The sequence below is a fragment of the Thermoactinomyces sp. DSM 45891 genome, assembly GCF_900119485.1.
In the GTDB taxonomy this organism is placed as follows: Bacteria; Bacillota; Bacilli; order Thermoactinomycetales; family Thermoactinomycetaceae; genus Baia.
The window spans coordinates 1-18,703 of the sequence record NZ_FPJZ01000027.1 but is presented as its reverse complement, the minus strand read 5'-3'; the positions used below and the strand labels follow the sequence as shown (position 1 = coordinate 18,703).

The 18,703-nt window shown below is 46.7% G+C and carries 16 protein-coding genes; 6 read left to right on the top strand and 10 right to left on the bottom strand.

All coding sequences use genetic code 11. The annotated features are described in order from the left end of the window. Nucleotides 1-45 precede the first annotated feature (45 nt). On the top strand, nucleotides 46-1,875 hold the full coding sequence (locus BT147_RS14270; protein WP_502688575.1) for a YVTN family beta-propeller repeat-containing protein: 1,830 nt from the start codon (nucleotides 46-48) through the stop codon (nucleotides 1,873-1,875). Nucleotides 1,876-1,998: 123 nt separating this feature from the next. On the opposite strand, the gene kamE is transcribed toward BT147_RS14270, so the two are convergent. The 7 genes from kamE to BT147_RS14235 form a co-directional block, all read right to left on the bottom strand. Further along, complete coding sequence (gene kamE / locus BT147_RS14265) at nucleotides 1,999-2,745, bottom strand: lysine 5,6-aminomutase subunit beta (protein WP_072336834.1); 747 nt, start codon at nucleotides 2,743-2,745, stop codon at nucleotides 1,999-2,001. After that, the gene (gene kamD / locus BT147_RS14260; RefSeq protein ID WP_072336831.1) at nucleotides 2,726-4,324 is read right to left on the bottom strand and encodes a lysine 5,6-aminomutase subunit alpha; all 1,599 of its coding nucleotides are present in this window, start codon (nucleotides 4,322-4,324) and stop codon (nucleotides 2,726-2,728) included. The genes kamE and kamD overlap by 20 nt, the downstream gene beginning before the upstream one ends. Continuing rightward, nucleotides 4,287-5,960 carry a lysine 5,6-aminomutase reactivase ATPase KamC gene (gene kamC / locus BT147_RS14255; protein ID WP_072336828.1) on the bottom strand — a complete coding sequence of 558 codons (1,674 nt, stop codon included), beginning with the start codon at nucleotides 5,958-5,960 and terminating at the stop codon, nucleotides 4,287-4,289. Before kamC ends, kamD begins: the two co-directional genes overlap by 38 nt. Next, on the bottom strand, nucleotides 5,950-6,966 hold the full coding sequence (gene kamB, locus BT147_RS14250) for a lysine 5,6-aminomutase reactivase subunit KamB (protein ID WP_072336825.1): 1,017 nt from the start codon (nucleotides 6,964-6,966) through the stop codon (nucleotides 5,950-5,952). Before kamB ends, kamC begins: the two co-directional genes overlap by 11 nt. Next, entirely contained in the window at nucleotides 6,963-8,279 is a 1,317-nt protein-coding gene (kamA, locus tag BT147_RS14245; RefSeq protein WP_083426587.1) for a lysine 2,3-aminomutase, read from the bottom strand. Before kamA ends, kamB begins: the two co-directional genes overlap by 4 nt. 28 nt (nucleotides 8,280-8,307) lie before the next feature. Next, the gene (gene kdd, locus BT147_RS14240; RefSeq protein WP_072336818.1) at nucleotides 8,308-9,351 is read right to left on the bottom strand and encodes an L-erythro-3,5-diaminohexanoate dehydrogenase; all 1,044 of its coding nucleotides are present in this window, start codon (nucleotides 9,349-9,351) and stop codon (nucleotides 8,308-8,310) included. Nucleotides 9,352-9,508: 157 nt separating this feature from the next. Then, nucleotides 9,509-10,912 carry a sigma-54 interaction domain-containing protein gene (locus tag BT147_RS14235; RefSeq protein ID WP_072336815.1) on the bottom strand — a complete coding sequence of 468 codons (1,404 nt, stop codon included), beginning with the start codon at nucleotides 10,910-10,912 and terminating at the stop codon, nucleotides 9,509-9,511. Between the two features lie 189 nt (nucleotides 10,913-11,101). Here BT147_RS14235 and BT147_RS14230 point away from each other — a divergent pair, with 189 nt between their 5' ends. Further along, nucleotides 11,102-11,713: a prolyl hydroxylase family protein gene (locus BT147_RS14230; RefSeq protein WP_072336812.1), complete on the top strand. Its 612-nt coding sequence runs from the start codon at nucleotides 11,102-11,104 to the stop codon at nucleotides 11,711-11,713. Between the two features lie 164 nt (nucleotides 11,714-11,877). Here BT147_RS14230 and BT147_RS14225 read toward each other — a convergent pair whose 3' ends face one another. Further along, nucleotides 11,878-12,201 (bottom strand): hypothetical protein, encoded by a 324-nt coding sequence (locus BT147_RS14225; protein ID WP_072336809.1) that lies wholly within the window; start codon nucleotides 12,199-12,201, stop codon nucleotides 11,878-11,880. A gap of 186 nt (nucleotides 12,202-12,387) precedes the next feature. On the opposite strand from BT147_RS14225, the gene BT147_RS14220 reads away from it, so the two are divergent. Beyond that, nucleotides 12,388-12,981 (top strand): hypothetical protein, encoded by a 594-nt coding sequence (locus BT147_RS14220; RefSeq protein ID WP_143188023.1) that lies wholly within the window; start codon nucleotides 12,388-12,390, stop codon nucleotides 12,979-12,981. Between the two features lie 69 nt (nucleotides 12,982-13,050). Here BT147_RS14220 and argS read toward each other — a convergent pair whose 3' ends face one another. Together argS and BT147_RS14210 are read right to left on the bottom strand one after the other, a co-directional pair. Further along, complete coding sequence (gene argS / locus BT147_RS14215) at nucleotides 13,051-14,721, bottom strand: arginine--tRNA ligase (protein ID WP_072336804.1); 1,671 nt, start codon at nucleotides 14,719-14,721, stop codon at nucleotides 13,051-13,053. Nucleotides 14,722-14,723: 2 nt separating this feature from the next. After that, entirely contained in the window at nucleotides 14,724-15,158 is a 435-nt protein-coding gene (locus tag BT147_RS14210) for a YwiB family protein (RefSeq protein WP_072336801.1), read from the bottom strand. A gap of 262 nt (nucleotides 15,159-15,420) precedes the next feature. Between BT147_RS14210 and BT147_RS14205 the strand changes: the two genes are divergently transcribed. From BT147_RS14205 to BT147_RS14195, 3 genes are all read left to right on the top strand, one after another. Then, a complete protein-coding gene (locus BT147_RS14205; RefSeq protein ID WP_072336798.1) occupies nucleotides 15,421-16,017 on the top strand; it encodes a BclA C-terminal domain-containing protein in 597 nt (198 codons plus the stop codon). Between the two features lie 181 nt (nucleotides 16,018-16,198). Then, complete coding sequence (locus BT147_RS14200) at nucleotides 16,199-17,848, top strand: alpha-helical endospore appendage domain-containing protein (RefSeq protein ID WP_072336795.1); 1,650 nt, start codon at nucleotides 16,199-16,201, stop codon at nucleotides 17,846-17,848. Between the two features lie 18 nt (nucleotides 17,849-17,866). Beyond that, nucleotides 17,867-18,703: alpha-helical endospore appendage domain-containing protein (locus BT147_RS14195; RefSeq protein WP_143188022.1), on the top strand; the 837-nt coding region annotated here is incomplete at its 3' end.

The window sequence follows — 18,703 nt, the reverse complement described above, 5'->3', positions numbered from 1 at the left end:
GCAGGGGCTACCGGGCCTCAAGGACCAGCAGGGCCGACAGGGGCGATTGGAGCTACAGGGGGCACGGGGGCTTCGGGTCCCCAAGGAAACACTGGACCCCAAGGCTCTACTGGGCCTCAAGGGGCTACCGGGCCTCAAGGTTCTACCGGACCTCAAGGTCCTACAGGGCCTCAAGGTCCTACAGGAGCTTTTGTTACAGGTGATTTCTTATTTTTAGTTCAAGGAAACTCAGGCGCGGACGGAAATGTTCCTCTCAGTTTTGGAGATACACTCAACTTTCTATCTGATACGTTAGAAATCACGGTAACACCTGGTTCTGCCATCGTGAAACTGGAGGTTCCAACAGGGGCTAACGGGGCTACGGGCGCTACTGGACCTCAAGGAGATACTGGACCTCAAGGGCCTACCGGCGCGGATGGTGCAGACGGGGCTACTGGACCTCAAGGGGACACGGGGCCTCAAGGGCCTACCGGCGCGGATGGCGTGGACGGCACTACAGGACCTCAGGGAGACACCGGGCCTCAAGGACCTACGGGGGCGGATGGTGCGGACGGCACTACGGGACCTCAAGGGGACACGGGGCCTCAAGGACCTACCGGCGCGGATGGTGCGGACGGCACTACGGGACCTCAAGGCGATACTGGACCTCAAGGACCTACGGGCGCGGATGGTGCAGACGGGGCTACAGGACCTCAAGGAGACACAGGGCCTCAAGGGCCGACGGGCGCGGATGGCGTGGACGGCACTACAGGACCTCAAGGGGACACGGGGCCTCAAGGGCCGACGGGTGCGGATGGTGCAGACGGCACTACGGGACCTCAAGGGAACACGGGGCCTCAAGGGCCGACGGGACCGTCAGGGGCTAGCGGACCCCAAGGTGGCACTGGACCCACAGGGGCTACTGGAGTTGCAGGCATTACCGGAGCTACTGGGGCCACAGGTATTACTGGAGCCTCAGCAGACAATCTAACACCTTTCATCTATGTACAAAACGGTAATTCAAATAACGTCTCAGTCATTAACGGACGAACGCTACAAGTAGTGACCACAATCCCTGTAGGGTCTGGCCCTTGGGGTGGTGCAGTCAATCAAAAAAATGACCGGGTGTATGTCGCTAATTCTGGATCAAGTAATGCTTCCGTCATCGATGCAAGAACCAATACCATCATCGCAACCCTTACTGCTGGTACCACTCCTAGGGGTGGAACGGCAAATCCTAATAATGGTCGAATATATATTTCAAACTTCGGTAGTAGTAATGTGTCTGTATTTGAAGAAGATAATTCTTTCGTCACAACCATCGCAATTCCTCAACCCCTAGAAGCAAATGTAAATGTAATCACCAATCAAATTTATATCTCTTCGAATAGCGGGTTCGTTTCTGTCGTTGACAGCACCACGAATAACATCGTCGCAACCATTACAACAACATCTGGCGATCATCAAATTGCCGTCAACCCAGCATCAGGACTTTATTATGTAGCCATTAATGGAGGAAATAGAGTCAATGCCATTAATTTCCCTAGTAATACCATAGCGGCCACCATTCCCACTGCCGGAGGGCCAATCGGTTTAGATATTAATACGTTAACCAACACACTCTATGTTAAACCATCCAACAGCTTTGTTTATAAAGTCGATGCAAATACCAACAACATCACTGCTACGATTACATTAGCTGGAAGTGGGCGAGAGCTTGCCGTCAACTCGATCCCAACGGAATTAATACTTGACAACTTCACCTCATCTTACGTTTCCGCAGTGATTGGTGGCGCAGCTGGACGTGTTTCGTTAATCGATCAAGTATCCAACAACGTCTTTAGTACTATTACCGTTGGAAACGAACCTCGATGGGTACAGTTCTTTTATTTATAAGATCGTTCCCTTTTATAGCAGGTGCATTCGAGCAGGATGCGCCTGTTTTTTCTGTATACCGTTACCATTTCGTAGACAAAACACCTCTACCAGCTAGATGAAATCTAACTGTAGAGGTGTCCTTTATTTCTCTACCCGCTTCGCAATCTCTTGCGAGAAGTAGGAAGCGACGTGCGGGGCGAGAGAGCCGGGGCCGAAACCGGCGTCGAAGCCTAATTCGAGGGCTAGTTCATGCGAGATGCGAGGGCCTCCACAGATAAGGAGGAATCGATCCCGAAGCCCCTCGGCTTCAAGTAGTTCGACTAACTCTGTTAAGTTGGTAATATGAACACCCTTTTGGGTAACAATCTGGGAGACGAGAAGCACATCAGCTTGTAGTTCGAGGGCTTTGGCAAGGAGGACATCGTTTTCGACTTGGCTTCCTAGGTTATACGCATCCACCCATGGGTATCGCTCTAAACCATACTCACCGTTATACCCTTTCATATTCATAATCGCATCGATACCAACAGTATGGGCATCCGTACCTGTACAAGCCCCTACGACGACGACTTTGCGACCGATGTGCTCTTCGATATAGTGATTAATATCATAGAAACCCATCACCTGACTTTCTACTTTTGGAACTTGAATCGTCGTGTAATCCACATGATGTTCGCACTTCCCATAGACAATGAAGTAGGTGTACCCTTCTCCTAGGTCTTTCATATGATAGATTTGCGGTTCGGTTAATCCCATCTTCATCACGAGTTGCCTAGCCGCTTCTTTCGCCTCTTCTCCATAAGGAGCAGGCATGGAGAAACTGAGCTGCATCGCCCCATCGTTCATCGTATCTCCGTATGGTTTGACTCTAGTAAGATCCGGAGCCATAAGGCACCTCCTCCCGACTTGGTAGTTGCAAACGTTTACGCAGCCCTTGCTCCATGGGGTTGTAGTAATCGACAGATTTCCGGATCACCCCGGCTAAGCCTTTTCCGCCATCTAAAGCCCTCTTCACATCCGCAAAAGTACCCCGATGGATCGCTTCAAAGAAGCCCGTCTCCTGAACGTCTTCAAGCAATTGAACTGCTTCATCAAGTACTTCTTGCGCTCTCTTCTCAATCTTGCCACCCGGACGAAACTGAATTTCTTGCCCTAGATTACGCGCATTGTTAAACACATACTGGGCATTTTCAATCGCGAGTTGACGATCGTGAATATGTGGGGTGTGCATCGCTTCTGTCATCATCCCCAGTAGCTGGATTCCTTGACCAGTCATAACACTAACGAGATTAAACAACGCATCTTGAATATGCCCTTTAAAGATATTTCCTGTCATATGCTTCGTGGGAGGCATGTACTTCAGTGGGGCATCGGGGAAGATTTGACGAGCCATCTGCGCCTGTGCTAATTCGAGTAAGAATCCATCCTCTAGTTCAGGACTCATCTCAAAAGCGTGCCCCAGTCCCATCTGCTCTTCCGGAAGCCCAGATAGTAACGCAATCTGTTCGTTAATAAACTGAGAGGCTAGAACCGTATGAGCGGCCTCTACGGCATCGGCAGTCGTAAGATAGTTATCTTCTCCTGTATTAATAATAATCCCAGCGTAACTATTAATCATGCGAGAAAACGCTTGGTCAATTAAGGTTCGTTGCATGTTAATATCACGGAAAAGAATCCCGTATAATGCATCATTTAACATCACATCCAGCCGTTCTAAAGCACCCATGACGGCAATTTCTGGCATACATAGTCCAGAACAATAATTGCAGAGACGTATATATCTACCGACTTCTTCTCCTACCTCGTCTAATGCTTGACGCATAATCCGAAAGTTCTCTTGCGTTGCATAGGTCCCGCCAAACCCTTCTCTCGTAGCACCATAAGGGACATAATCAATCAAGCTCTGCCCTGTTGAACGAATCACCGCAATGATGTCAGCACCCTGTCTAGCAGCCGAACGGGCTTGCACCACATCTTCATAGATGTCCCCCGTAGCCACGATGACATACAGATACGGCTTTTTTCCTTCTCCCAATGTAGCAAGATACTCATCCCGTTTTTTTCGATTTTGTGCAATACGATTTAGTTGTTGATCGGCAAATTGCGCGCCAAAGCGGTGAATCTCTTCATCTGATCGAGTCGGGACCTTCGTTAAATCAAGCGTCCCCTGAGCCACACGCTCTGCAATCGTTTGTGCATCTTGACCCTCATGCATCATCGCTTGAATCAGCCACGGTGCAACGCCTCTGCCTAGGACTCCTTGCTCTAATAGATGATCGACTACCCGATTGGGAAGAGGAATATATTCATCATCCACTCCGTCTATTCCAAAGAGGCGCGCGACCGTTCGCTCAACCGCTACCGTAGTAAGCGGAGCGATAAATTGATCGATCCCCTCTGCAATCTTGCGGGCCGCTTCTCGACCACGATTAATCTTCTGTGGATCTAAACGCAATCTCTCGTCCATAGTCCCCCTCCTGTATTCTTTGTTTTACGGCTGTTCGCGCCTGCTTAATCACCTTTTCAGGTAGTCCACATATCTCTGCGATCGAAATCGCTTGGGTTGCCACCCCATCTTCGTCCTCGATGGGATCAAGATGATAATCCATCGCCTTATAAAGTAACCGAATCCAATCTTCTGCTTGATTCGGATGGTCTGAGTCCCACTTAGGGACGGTCGAAAGTCCCCTTACACGATAGCCCCTAATCCCTTCGATCTGAAGAGCCTCTGGGAAATGAGTTACATGAACCGCCCATGCCTGAGACTCATGCAGATAGCGAGTAATCGCACAGCTGATCGCAGAACCTTCGATTGGATTCGTACCACGTCCGATTTCATCTAATAAGATGAACCCTTGGTTTTCTGGATCTCTATCTATCCACTGCGCAAGTCGATTCATCTCAGCGCCGAAGCTACTAAGTCCCTGTTCGGCATTTTGATGATCCCCTATCCATGTACGAACCCACGGAAATAACGGGAAGCAAAATTCCTCGGCGGGTACATATAAGCCATATTGCGCTAACACAGTGCACAAACCTACTACTCGTAAAGCCGTTGTCTTTCCACCCATATTAGGCCCGATTAGTAGAGTGCACCCTGGCTTCGCCTCCAGTGTAACCGGCGTCATTTCATACCCTTTTCGCATCCATGACTCTTGTTCGAGTGGAAGAATCCCCTCGATCAATCGGACTTGATTCTCCAAGTAGACCGGCCTAACTCCATTCCAACTCTGAGCCGCGCGACATTTCGCCCATAAGAAGTCAAGTCTTGTCCAGCGCTGTACGAGGCTTTGTAAAAATGGGATATGATCTCGAAATAAGCGATTGATCTGCCGAAACAACGATTGTTCATGAATCGATATCTTTTCATTCCAACTTAATAACTGCTCTTGCCATACATTCTCCTGTTCATCAGGTACAAGCTCGTAAATCTGTTCATAAATCGTTTCCCTTACCAACTTGATGTCTGGGTCTACTGCAAACACCTTGGCCGATTCTTGGTGTCTACTGATCACCCACTCCCCTTGGAAATTCGGATTTCTCTGTAGTCGCTCACTAATCTGCTTTTGTCGCTCTTTACGAAGTTGCTGAATCCCCTTCGTCAGCTGATTTTTCTCCCGATTCATCTCAAGCCATTTAGAATCACCTAACTGCGAAACTTCAAATGAAGTCGTAAAACGACCCGATTTTTGTAGCAGAAGAAGTAAGAAATGAAGCTTTCTCTGCTCTTCTGGATTCATTCTCATAAAGCGCGGACTGGATTCTGCACTTACAAACTCATCCCACTTGAACCATGTCACTAGAAATCTCTTTACATGAAACCAAGTAAGCATAGAAGATCGATCTTGCAACACTTCCTGTAGGTAAAAATCAATATCATCTACTAATTCACAACAGGTAAGAAAATACGTAGCACGAGATTCTGAAAATAACTCCATTACCTCTTGTTGGTCTTGTAAATCTAGTTCCCACTCTTCTATTTGAGAAGGCGTATAGGGTTTTAATCGCCCCTTCCACTTCTTACCTAAAGGAGTATAGGGCGCAACTCGTTTGAGATATTCAGAAATGCGGAGCGCTTCCGCAGTCTCTGAGTCAAGAAACATCTGAAATCCACTCCTCTCGGTATATATCCCAGACAGGTATATCTCCTACTACTTGCTGAATCTGTGTCCGAAGCTCCTCAGGATTTACTTGCCAACCATCTGGAGAAGTAGAGTTAATGGAAACTGCAAGTAGATTACTAGGAAACAACACCTGAATCCGGGACTCCTTGACTAGAACATCAAACAAATAGGTCCAGTCTGGGATTGTAATCTCGCCTGTAAAACCACTCGACCGTAACTGTTCTAGAATGCGTTTCGTTAGTGCACCATGAAAGTAAAGTTTCGTAGCTTGTTTGAGATCTTCCGCTGAAATGTGACTCCCCTGCGATTGAATCCACTCATGAGAAGAAAATGATACCCATTTTTCACCTATTTGGAGTGCACAAACTTCTCGCCTATAGAAAGATTGATAGAGTTCGATATCACCAGCAGGAGAAGGAAGGAGCAGTTTCGCCATCCATCCCTTTACTTCTTTCACTAACAAAGGAAGCGATGGCGAAAAACTAGCCCCTACCACTAATACAAACCCATCACTCCATACCGGGCTGGCCATTACCTTCCGATTATAGGCTCCATCCACAATCACCTTGGCACATCCACACTTTTTTAATTGCTCTATACAAAGAGAAGCCCACTGACGAGTAGGCACTCCTGTTAATTTGACAGATGTATCGCGATTCGCACGAGCTAGATAGACTCGCCCTGCTACCGAATCAATCGGTAGAGCTTCGATAATCTCCCACGCATCTACTTCATTTTGGAGGCAAATACCTGATGTGGCCACGATCCAGCCCTTATAAACACGCACCTCTGGTTTGGATCTTCCACTCCACACATCTTGTGCCTCACCATCTACACCAATGCTAAATACACCAACCGAATCTGCCGACCATGCTCTGCCCAATCCATTTAGAAAAGTGGTTTTTCCCGCATTTTTAGAAATGCCAACCAGCGAAAGAACTTGTAAATCCTCTCGCTGGCCCCACTGTTTCATTGTTTGATTCATGTAATTTCTTTCACACCATCACTGCTTTGGGCAGAGGCAGCTTCAATCTCAGCAGCTTTCACTTCCATCTGTTGACGGCGCTCCTCACGGTTTAACTGCTTTGGTTCTAGATTGATTTGTTGATTACTCATGAGAGCAGCAACTCCGACCAACTGGCGTTCACGCTGGCAATCTTCACAGTTACATTGGGTCGGGCGATAATTTTCTGGTTCAGGATAAGAAGTAATAACCCCTTCAAAGTTTCGCAAAATTGTTTTCGTCGGACTTTGCGACAGAATATAGTTAGGAGCCACAGGGATTTTTCCGCCTCCACCCGGGGCATCGACAACGAATGTAGGAATTGCGTATCCAGATGTATGACCTCTGAGATACTCCATAATCTCAATCCCTTTCGAGACGGGTGCACGGAAGTGGCCAATTCCTTCAGATAAGTCACATTGGTAGATATAGTACGGGCGAACTCGAATCTTCACAAGCTCATGCATCAACTTCTTCATCACATGCGGGCAATCATTCACCCCTGCTAGAATAACCGACTGGTTACCAAGCGGAACTCCCGCATTCGCCAACATCTCACAAGCTTTTTTCGCCTCTGCTGTAATCTCGCGAGGATGGTTGAAATGCGTATTTAACCAGACTGGATGGTATTTCTGTAAGATGTTACACAAGTTCTCCGTAATTCGCTGAGGGAATACGACTGGGGCACGTGTCCCGATCCGAATAATTTCTACATGCGGAATTTCGCGCAAGTTCTTCAGTAGATACTCTAGGATACGGTCATTTACCAACAAGCCATCTCCGCCAGAAAGCAGCACATCTCGAATTTCGGGAGTACGACGAATGTAGTCGATACAAGCATCCATCTGCTTCTTCGGAACCCCCATGCCCACTTGCCCAGAAAAACGACGACGTGTACAGTAGCGGCAATACATCGAGCATTGGTTGGTAATAAGGAATAAAACACGGTCAGGGTAGCGATGTGTGAGACCCGGTACAGGGGAATCCGTATCTTCTAGTAGTGGATCTTCCATGTCATACGGAGTTCGGTATAACTCAGAAGATACTGGAACCGATTGCATACGTACTGGATCAGTTGGGTCTTTTGGATCCATTAGTAATGCATAGTAAGGAGTGATGTTAAGTGGGATCGTTTGGTTGGATATCTCAACCCCTTCTACTTCTTCGGGAGCTAGTTCAATTACTTTACTTAGATCGTCGTAATTTTTAATGGTATGGGTGAGTTGCCATAACCAGTCGTTCCATTGCTCTTCGGTAACATCTTTCCATAGTTCGATTTCGCGCCAGTCTCTCACTTGAATTCCTCCTTGGGTTATGGTTTGCCTATACCTGATATCGCCTATAAAAGATATCTTTTAAAGCCGGTTGATCCCGCAGTAGTTGGAGTGTTAGTTCCGCATGGCCGGGGGCATATCCGTTTCCAATCATCATTTGAACGTCTTTGCCTGCTCCCTCTGCACCTAGGGCGGCGGCGGTGAACTTTACGGCTGTGCTGAAGTAATAGACTGTTCCACCATCTCGAGTTGCTAGGATAGAAGAAAGCTCAGTGTCGGGGACGTTCACACAATTCACAGTAATATCTGCTAATTTACCATCTGTTAACTCCTCAACCATTTCTTTCACAGCAATTGGCTCTTTTGCATTGACCGACTGTACCTCATGGGCAATCCCTAATTCTCGGATCATTTCACAAGCCGCGGGATTTGACTCAATCGCGATCACCTTCCCCTGCTTACCAGCCGTTTGCCAAGCAACTGCAAGGCTTAATAAACCAGACTTTCCTCCCGCACCTAACACCACAACCGTATTTCTTGGCTTAACCAATCTAGCCACTTGCGCAGGGGCACCGCACACATCCAATGCCGCTAAGGAGACAGATTCAGGTAAATCCTCTGGAAGAGTCGCAAATGGACAGCTAGCAAACAAAATAGCCTTTCCTTTTATTGAAATTTGACCGTTATTCATATTTACATGTTGGATCTCTTCGACTAAAAGCGGAGTTAACGTGAGCGAAACCAGTGTCGCCACTTGATCTCCCACTTGTAAATCGGATGTAGGAAAATCAACCCCTATCTGACTTACTCTGCCGATTAACATCCCGCCAGAGCCTGTTACTGGGTTATGCATCTTACCGCGATCCGTAATAATCTTCATGATCATTTCTTTCACTTTACCATCATCATGTTCACAAGCTTCTTTGATCTGAACAAAGGAAGCGGAATCAATATTTAATCGTTCTACGTCGATAAGGCATTCATTTGCATATAAGGGAGATACACTGTCCAGTCTCCAAGCCGGTTGGGGCAGTACACCCTCTGGCTCGATCACTCGATGTGTCCCAAACGGGTCTCCTTTTCGCTGTTGCATCTTCTTCCACCTCCACACCCTATTCCTATGCAAGTTTTATGCCAATTCAAAAAATAGCGTGTCTATTGGGAAACAGCACAGCATATCAAAAAAAGCGCCCATTATTAGGCACCCATTTGAGCTGGACAGATACATTGCCCCAGGCTAACTCCTACCCTCAACCCCTCTGTATTCCTAACTTTCGCAACTTATACTGCAAAGTCTGCCTCGGAATCTGCAATACTTCTGCTGCCCTAGACACTTTCCCCTCCGATTGAATCATCGCTTTTGTAATGATCTCGCTTTCGTACTGGGTTAATCGATCTACTAAACTTAATTCTCTACTCCTTTGAAACGCATGAGTAGAGTGTTTCGTCATATGACGAGAGAGATGGCGAAGCTCAATACAATTTGACTCGATAAAATGAACCGCTCCCTCTAGCACATTTCGCAACTCACGTACATTTCCCGGCCAATCATACTGCCTGAATAACATCTCCACTTCTACAGAAAGCGACAGCGACGGAATCGAATATTGCCGAGAGAGATTTCCCAGGAAATAATTTGTCAAAAGTTGCAGATCTTCTTTTCTCTTTCTCAAGGGAAGAAGGTGAATGCTCACTACATGAAGTCGGTAAAACAAATCCTTACGAAACTTCCCCGATTCCACTGCTAACCACGGGTCCTCATTAATCGCCGCAATCACACGCACATCAACAGAGTGTAATTTTGAACCACCCACTCTTCGTAAAAAACTATCCTCTAGAACTCTCAGTAACTTTGCTTGCAGATCAATCGGCATCGCATGAATTTCATCTAAAAAAAGAGTGCCACCATCCGCTAGCTCAAACAGTCCAGCACGATCTTCTGCACCTGTAAAAGCACCTTTTTCCGTTCCAAACAATAAACTTTCTAACAATGAACTAGGGATCGCTGCGCAGTTCTGGACAATAAACGGCTTTTTCTTCCCCAAACCCAACTGATGAATCGATTGTGAGATAATCTCCTTCCCAGTTCCTGTCTCACCAATAATTAAGACAGGCGCCTTGGAATGGGCTACTCTTCTTGCCTTACTCACTTCTGCGACTAAGGCGGGGTGTTGGGTAAGGAAATCTTCAAACTTATACAAACATGCCTTCTTTTCCTTATGCGGCGCTGCTTTCCATACTTGCTCACGCAATGCATGAACCTCTTCGGATAACTCTCTTACTTGTGTATAGTCCCGAGAAATCTCTACTGCACCTAAGCATCTCCCTTCGACATGAACGGGAAAGGTACGATTTAAGGTCGTAATCTGCTTTCCCTTTTGATTTAAAAAGGTTTGTTGAGTATCTGGAAGCCGTTCCCCTGTCTCTAACACATATAAAAGCGTGCTTGACTTCTCCGTTAAAGATGGAAACGTTTCCAAAACATGCGTCCCTAACACCTCTGTCGATTCCATTCCATCGATACGAGAGGCAGCTTGATTATAAAAAATAGTAACTCCTTGTGCATTTACAATATGTACACCTTCTTGGATCCCATGCAACACCTCTTGAAAGACATGCTCACTACATTCACCTTGCCCCCCATGTTGAACCAATGGAATCCCCCCAGATTTGGTTTGTGCTAAAAATTAAGCAGAAAAAGATCAATATTTGGCATTGACTTATATTTATAATTGTATATGTTTTCTACTTATTATGCTAGGGACTACTTAATGTCATTTCTTAATCACCTCCAACCTTTCTGAGTAATATATTGTTACTAACTTAGAAACGGGGTGGGGCATATGATTCACAGGCCTGCAACAATCTTCAGTCTGGATCCATTAGTCGTTACGTATGAAAAGATCGTTACACCGGAGGAATGCCAAGAGCTCATTCAATTAGCCCAGCCTCAACTTCATCCGTCTACCATTGTAGGCGAAAAGGGACTGATCCAGTCCGACTACAGAATCTGTAATACCGGTTGGATTCCCCATCACACCAATTCATTTACTACCGAAATATGTGAGCGAATTGCTAGTATTACCAGACAACCACTCCGCCACGCCGAACCACTGCAAGTAGGCGAATATACAGCTGGAGGGAGATTTGGCGCTCACTTCGATGCCTTCGAGCTCGATAAAGAAGCAAGTTATCAATTCATGGCAGTCGGTGGACAACGTACTTATACGGCTCTACTCTATTTGAATACACTTCCTGCTGGAGTCGGAGGAGAGACTTTCTTCCCCAAACTAGATCTAGAAATTGTACCTCAGGAAGGAACCCTCCTTGTATTTCAAAACTGTATAAAGGGAACGATTGACCTCCACCCGCTTTCTCTACACGGTTCTGATATTCTAAAAGAGGGCATTAAGTACATTGCCACTCTCTGGTTTCGGGAGCGGCCGCTAGTCTGACTCAGTGCAATCTAAACACCATTTTGATTTGTCACCAACTTCGAAATCCTATACAATGAAAATGCCCTTTCATATAAAGCTCCTCATCATCAGTAGGAAGTTTATATGAAAGGGCTATTTTTTTATCTTTTTAATCTAAGCCGTAGCATAGGTGGGGGTGCTCGTTATACTGAAACGCGGTGCCCTGTTAACTTGGATGAAACGAAGAAACCAGCCTTCGCCTCACCTTTCATGTTGTCCCCGTCTACCGATACGACGAAGTTCAAATTAATACTCATCGGTTTCGTAATCTTCATCGACCACTTTAATTTATCGCCGTCTACTGAAGGATGAAACGTAAATGTATCCTCGCCCTGCTGTGCATTTCCTACTAATTGCCCATCTTGAGAAGTAAACTCAACTGAAACTGGAAATTTCCCCATCGGGCTAGCGATCTCCGTTTCCCACTTCCCTAGAAATGGATCTCCACTATTAGACTGACTGTTCATATTATGTGCCTCCTATTTTACCATCCATATGTACTTCCAAAACAAATTGTATCAGATGTCGCATTAAGAAATGAAGAAAATATTGACTATTAATAAAGGTGTTCACTCTATCTCATACATTGCAGGAAATTCACTCCCCGATGTCACATTTAATAGAATAAGAGACTTGAAGAGGAGAATTTCGTTTTGATGAGAAAAATACTTTCCCTATGCATCATAGGTGTTTTGCTGATGGGGACAGGTTGTAATTCAGCGATAGAGGCTCAGCAAGCGAAGAGAACAGAAATAATAAATGCCTCCATCGAAAAACCAACTGCAATTGACACTATCATTCGGAGGGCACTCGGTATAGGAGAAATCTATCCCTCCATTGAGAGTTTAAGCAGAGAATCTTCCATTATCATCCAAGGTGTCGTGATCAGTCGGAGTACCTTCCAATCTGACGGAGTCACCTTTGTAAAATCAACTGTAAAAGTAACAAAGACACTAAGCGGAAAAGCTTCGAAAGGCGACACACTCCCTTTTATTACCCCCTTAGGGTTTAACACTCTGAAAAAATCAGATAAAGTCGTTTTATTCGGTCGACAACAATCAAAAGACTCTCTCCTCCTACCCGATACCTATACTACCGTGGGCGGATTCCAAGGACAATTCCATATAAAGGGCAATAGGGCCAAACGAAACACAGAACATCTCAACAAAGCCGATCAAAAAACATTCCCCTCGCTAGAAATGAAACTATCTCTATTAATCAAGAAGATCAAAAAAGCCAAACAATAAAACAAACGCCCTCCCGTGTCTACTAAATAGACTACAAGGAAGGCGTTTACGCTTTGTCTTTACACCTTATTACATACGCTCTGGAGCTGTCACGCCAACAAGGCTCAATCCGTTCCGAATCACCTGCGCCGTACACTCGAGCAATGCTAGACGTGCCTGCGATAACTCCACATCCTCTGTTACAACCCGATGCGCACCATAGTAACTATGAAACTGTGTCGACAAATCATATAAATAGCGAATCACACGGTGCGGAGCGATGGCCGCCGCCGCAGATGCGATCTCATCTGGAAACTCAGCTAGTTTTTGTAACAAATCATACTCCGCATCTTCCGACAACCGGCTCAAGATCGCAGGGTCAAACGAAACAGCGATCCCTTTCTCACCAGCTTGACGAAACACACTATGAATCCGTGCATGGGCATATTGTACATAGTATACAGGATTCTCATTCGACTGACTCATCGCCAAATCCATATCAAAGTCCAAATGTGTATCTTGGCTACGCATCGCGAAGAAATAACGAGTCGCATCAACCCCTACTTCTTCCATCAAATCGACCAACGTAACCGCTTTCCCTGTACGCTTCGACATCTTCACTACTTCTCCACCTTGGAAAAGCTTCACAAGCTGAATAATCATCACATCAAGCGTATCAGACGAATGTCCTAACGCTTGCAAAGCCGCCTTCATCCGAGCAATATATCCGTGATGATCCGCACCCCAAATATTAATCAGACGATCGAAGCCACGACTTAATTTATTCCGATGGTACGCAATATCAGGTGTAAGATAGGTATAGGAACCATCTTGTTTCACCAGCACACGGTCCTTGTCATCACCGAAATCCGTAGAACGTAGCCAGAGAGCGCCATCTTGTTCGTACGTACAACCCTGATTCTTTAACTCTTCTAACGTTTGCTCGATCACATTCGATTCATAGAGAGACTTCTCACTAAACCACTTATCAAAGCCGACACGGTACCCTTTTAGATCCGTCTCAATCTTGTTAAGTAGCTTCTCACGTCCCACTTCCTGAAAATAAGTTAAACGCTCAGAGCCATCTACCTCAGCCCACTTTTTACCGTCCACCTCGATGATTTGCTCCGCAATTTGTACCATATCCTGTCCATGGTACCCGTCCTCTGGAAATTCCCAATCTATTCCCAAACCCTCGAAATAACGCGCTTCTAGGGATAAGGCCATCTTGTTCATCTGATTGCCTGCATCATTAATATAATATTCACGGGTTACATCATAACCAGCCGCATCCAATACATTGCACAATGCATCCCCGACCGCGGCCCCGCGTGCATGTCCGAGATGAAGACTACCCGTTGGATTAGCACTCACAAACTCCACATTTACCCGCTCGCCCTTACCAGCTCCGCTTCTACCGAATTCCTCTTTTTGCTTATGAATCTCAAGCGCCACACCCGTTAAAAAAGAACGATCCATCGTAAAGTTAATAAAACCCGGGCCCGCAATCTCGATCTTGTGAATCTGTGCTTTGGATTGGTCTAGTTTCTCTACGATCACATTCGCAATCTCACGTGGATTACGACGGGCAATCCGTGTCAACTGCATCGCCACATTCGTAGCCCAATCTCCGTGACTCTTCTCCTTCGGCACCTCTAATAAAATATCAGGAATCTGTTCCTCCGTTACCAGTTCCGCTTGTAAAATGGCTTGTCTAATCTGCTCTTTCAACGTTTCCTTCATCTGCGTTAAAACGCTCATCATTACCCCTCCAACCAATCAATCGTAAGCTCGTACAACCCTAATGATTGCCCGCTCATCGATAACTCAAATGAAAACTCGATCTTCCCACTATCTTGTCCCATCTCACGGCGATATTGATGAGTATGCACTTCCATCTCCATCCTGCCACCGGGCGTTGTCATCGTACTCACCGTGACATCATCCGGCCGATACACTTGACGGTACGAAATGCCTCCACGACGAATGATTACAAGCTGGTCCTCCCCAGCCCTCACCATCGTGACTATCTCTTCTGATGTACCCGGATTTTCTTTATAGCGAATCTTCCAGTCTGTCCACGACTCCTCAAACGAACCAGGCATCTCCTGTTCGATCCTTTCTGGTTCAGCCACTGGATCAGAATAAATAATCGAAACAACACGTACTCGGACTTCACGTTTTTGATTTTGGCTCATAAAGGAAATGGCACCCGTTCTTGCGGATGCCAAACACCTCACTAAAATTATTATGCATCAAGTATAGTAAAAGCTTGAAAAGTTAGCAACCGTACTATACCTACTATTTGAAACATCTCTTTAAAACGATGAAAATATGTTCCTCATAACACTGCCTTTTTCATACACAAAAATGAGACATATATGGTCGAAAAAATAGATGAATCATCCAAGCCAAGTGAATTGATTCACCATATGTATAGTTAGAAGAAGGAGGCCTATGATGAAGAAGAAAATAGTTACAACACAGAGTAATTGTCCACCGGCGAATTGTTCTATTATCCAGAGAATCTTCAGAAGACTGGGGGCACTTGGAAGACGTATCGCAAACTTAAACAGACGTATCGTAGCCTTAGAGAATAGGAGTGGGCTATCTGCTTATGGACAAGTATACAATCTATCCACCGGTATAACGCTAACCATCCCAGCGGGAGGTAATGTGCCATTTAGTAATAATGGTGTATTAAATAACATTACACATACTACAGGGTCCGCTGACGTCATCCTACCTCAAGCAGGCCAGTACGAAATCAACTTCCAGGTGAGTGCTGTGGGGGCACTTCTAGGTTTGCTAGCCGCTTTTGCCGTTACTGTAAATGGCACAGTCGTTCCCCAATCGACTTTTGCCATTAACTTGACAGGTATTATAGGTCTCGCAGCACAAATATCCGGTTCCGTCATCATCGATGTCCCTGCGAACGCAACCATCACATTACGAAATGTAAGCGGTGTACCTGTTCCATTACTAGACACCCTAATTGGTGCGACTACACCACTCAGCAATGCTTCTATGACATTAAAGAGATTAGGTCCTGTATAAGAAAGATAGACAGAAACAGACGAGGATGAAGACTTGGAAACAGGGAGTGTCAGGATGTGACAGTCCATTCTTTTCAAGCATTCAGCCTCTTTTTTTTGTGCACATCTTACCCAAATGGACAGGAACATAAACTCGATCATAATCATACCTATAACAGGAATCATTTTAAAGGAGGTATAACATGTCTCAAGCCAATATACCTAATATTTCACCTAATATTTCCGTTACGAGAGAAGATGCAGTAAATCTGTTGCTTTCCTCGATTGCATTAGAAGAGTTAGGACTTAGCCATATTATTAATGCCGAGGGAGAAAAAATCCAATACGTTCTCGGAACGCTCCCTGGAGTCTCAGCAACCCTCCAACCCTCCATTAGCGACTTATTCCTTATTAATGAGAGCGTTCGCGACACAATTAATGTAATCGCAAAGAAAGAATGGATTTTAAACGAAAAGTTAGAAAATACAATAGGCACACCTGTTACAGTAGGGCCAACAGGACCCCAAGGACCAGCAGGACCGACCGGTTCATCAGGAGGACCACCAGGACCTCAGGGGCCAGCAGGACCGACCGGACCACCTGGGCCTCAGGGACCGACTGGACCTCAGGGACCTCAAGGGCCGACAGGTTCTTTTGCTACAGGCGATTTCTTATTTTTAGTTCAAGGAAACTCAGGCGCGGACGGAAATGCTCCCGTCGATTTCGGAGATATCATTAACTTTATATCCGATACATTAGAAATTAACGTAACACCTGGTTCTGCTGATGTAAGGATAGAAGTTCCTACAGGACCGACTGGACCTCAAGGCGATACGGGACCGACGGGGCCTCAAGGACCGACTGGACCTCAAGGGATCACAGGACCCCAAGGCGATATAGGACCTCAAGGCGATACGGGACCTCAAGGACCGACTGGACCTCAAGGCGATACGGGACCTCAAGGACCGACTGGACCTCAAGGCGATACGGGACCTCAAGGACCGACTGGACCTCAAGGAGACACCGGGCCTCAAGGCGATACAGGACTTCAAGGGATCACGGGGCCTCAAGGAGGAACTGGACCTCAAGGCGATACGGGACCTCAAGGCGATACGGGACCTCAAGGCGACACGGGGCCTCAAGGCGATACGGGACCTCAAGGCGATACGGGACCTCAAGGCGACACGGGACCTCAAGGGCTAACCGGACCTCAAGGCGATACGGGACCTCAAGGACTAACCGGACCTCAAGGAGACACGGGGCCTCAAGGACCGACAGGACCTCAGGGCGATACGGGGCCTCAAGGACTAACCGGACCTCAAGGAGACACGGGGCCTCAAGGACCGACAGGACCTCAAGGAGACACCGGGCCTCAAGGCAACACTGGACCTCAAGGGGACACTGGACCTCAGGGGCCAACGGGACCTCAAGGACTAACCGGACCTCAAGGAGGAACCGGACCTCAAGGATCGACGGGTGACCCCTTCCCAGTAAATAGCTCTTTAAATGCAGCTGCAGCTCCCACATTCTCAATCCCTGCGGATGGTGCCGTTCCATGGAATACACCTGGTAACGTAACTGGTAACAATATTACTCTTGGAGCGACTTTTGTCACGATTGCTACTGGTTCATATCTGATTTTAGCTGGGCTAAATGGAACTGGAAACATAAGCGGTCAACTTCGGAGAAACGGTGTATTAATTCCAGGTGGGATTATGTCGGCACAGGCAAACAACGATGGTATTTCAATTGGAGCTTTCACCACTGGACCAGCACAAATATCTCTCCATGATCTGAATGCCTTAAGTAATGGCCGTGCCAATATACAAGTATTGCAGGTCGATGTTGAATAAGGAGTAAGGAGGTGTGACATGTCTCAAGCTAATATCCCTAATATTTCACCTAATATTTCCGTTACGAGAGACGATGCAGTGAACCTATTACTGTCATCGATTGCGTTAGAAGAGGTAGGACTTAGCCATATCATTAACGCCGAGGGAGAAAAGCTACAATACGTTCTCGGAACGCTCCCCGGGGTCTCAACCACCTTTCAACCCACTCTTAACGATCTACTTTCGATCAATACAAGTGTGCGCGACACTCTGAATACCATCACCAAGAAAGAATGGATTTTAAACCAAAAGTTAGAAAACGTATTAGACGGAGAAGATTCTCCGGCGGGAACACCGGGGCCTCAAGGCCCCCCGGGACCCACAGGACCATCAGAAGGGCCAACTGGAACTCAGGGATTCGCAGGACCGACTGGGCCTCAAGGACCTCAAGGGGTCACAGGACCCCAAGGGGTCTTAGGACCAACTGGGACGATCGCGACAGGTGACTTTCTATTTATAGTCCAAGGAAACTCAGGCGCGGATGGAAATGTTCCACTCGGCTTCGGAGATACACTCAACTTTTTATCGGATACGTTAGAAATTACGGTAACACCCGGTTCGGCTAATGTAAGACTAGAAGCGCCGACGGGATCTACCGGACCCACTGGAACTCCGGGACCTCTAGGACCTACTGGGCCTCAAGGAAATGCAGGATCTCAAGGGACCTCAGGGCCCCAAGGGAATGCGGGAACTCAGGGACCTACCGGGACTCAAGGGGATTTGGGGGCTCAAGGCATCACGGGGACTCAAGGAGTCACGGGGGCTCAAGGCATCACGGGAGCTCAAGGAGACATTGGACCTCAAGGCGGCACAGGA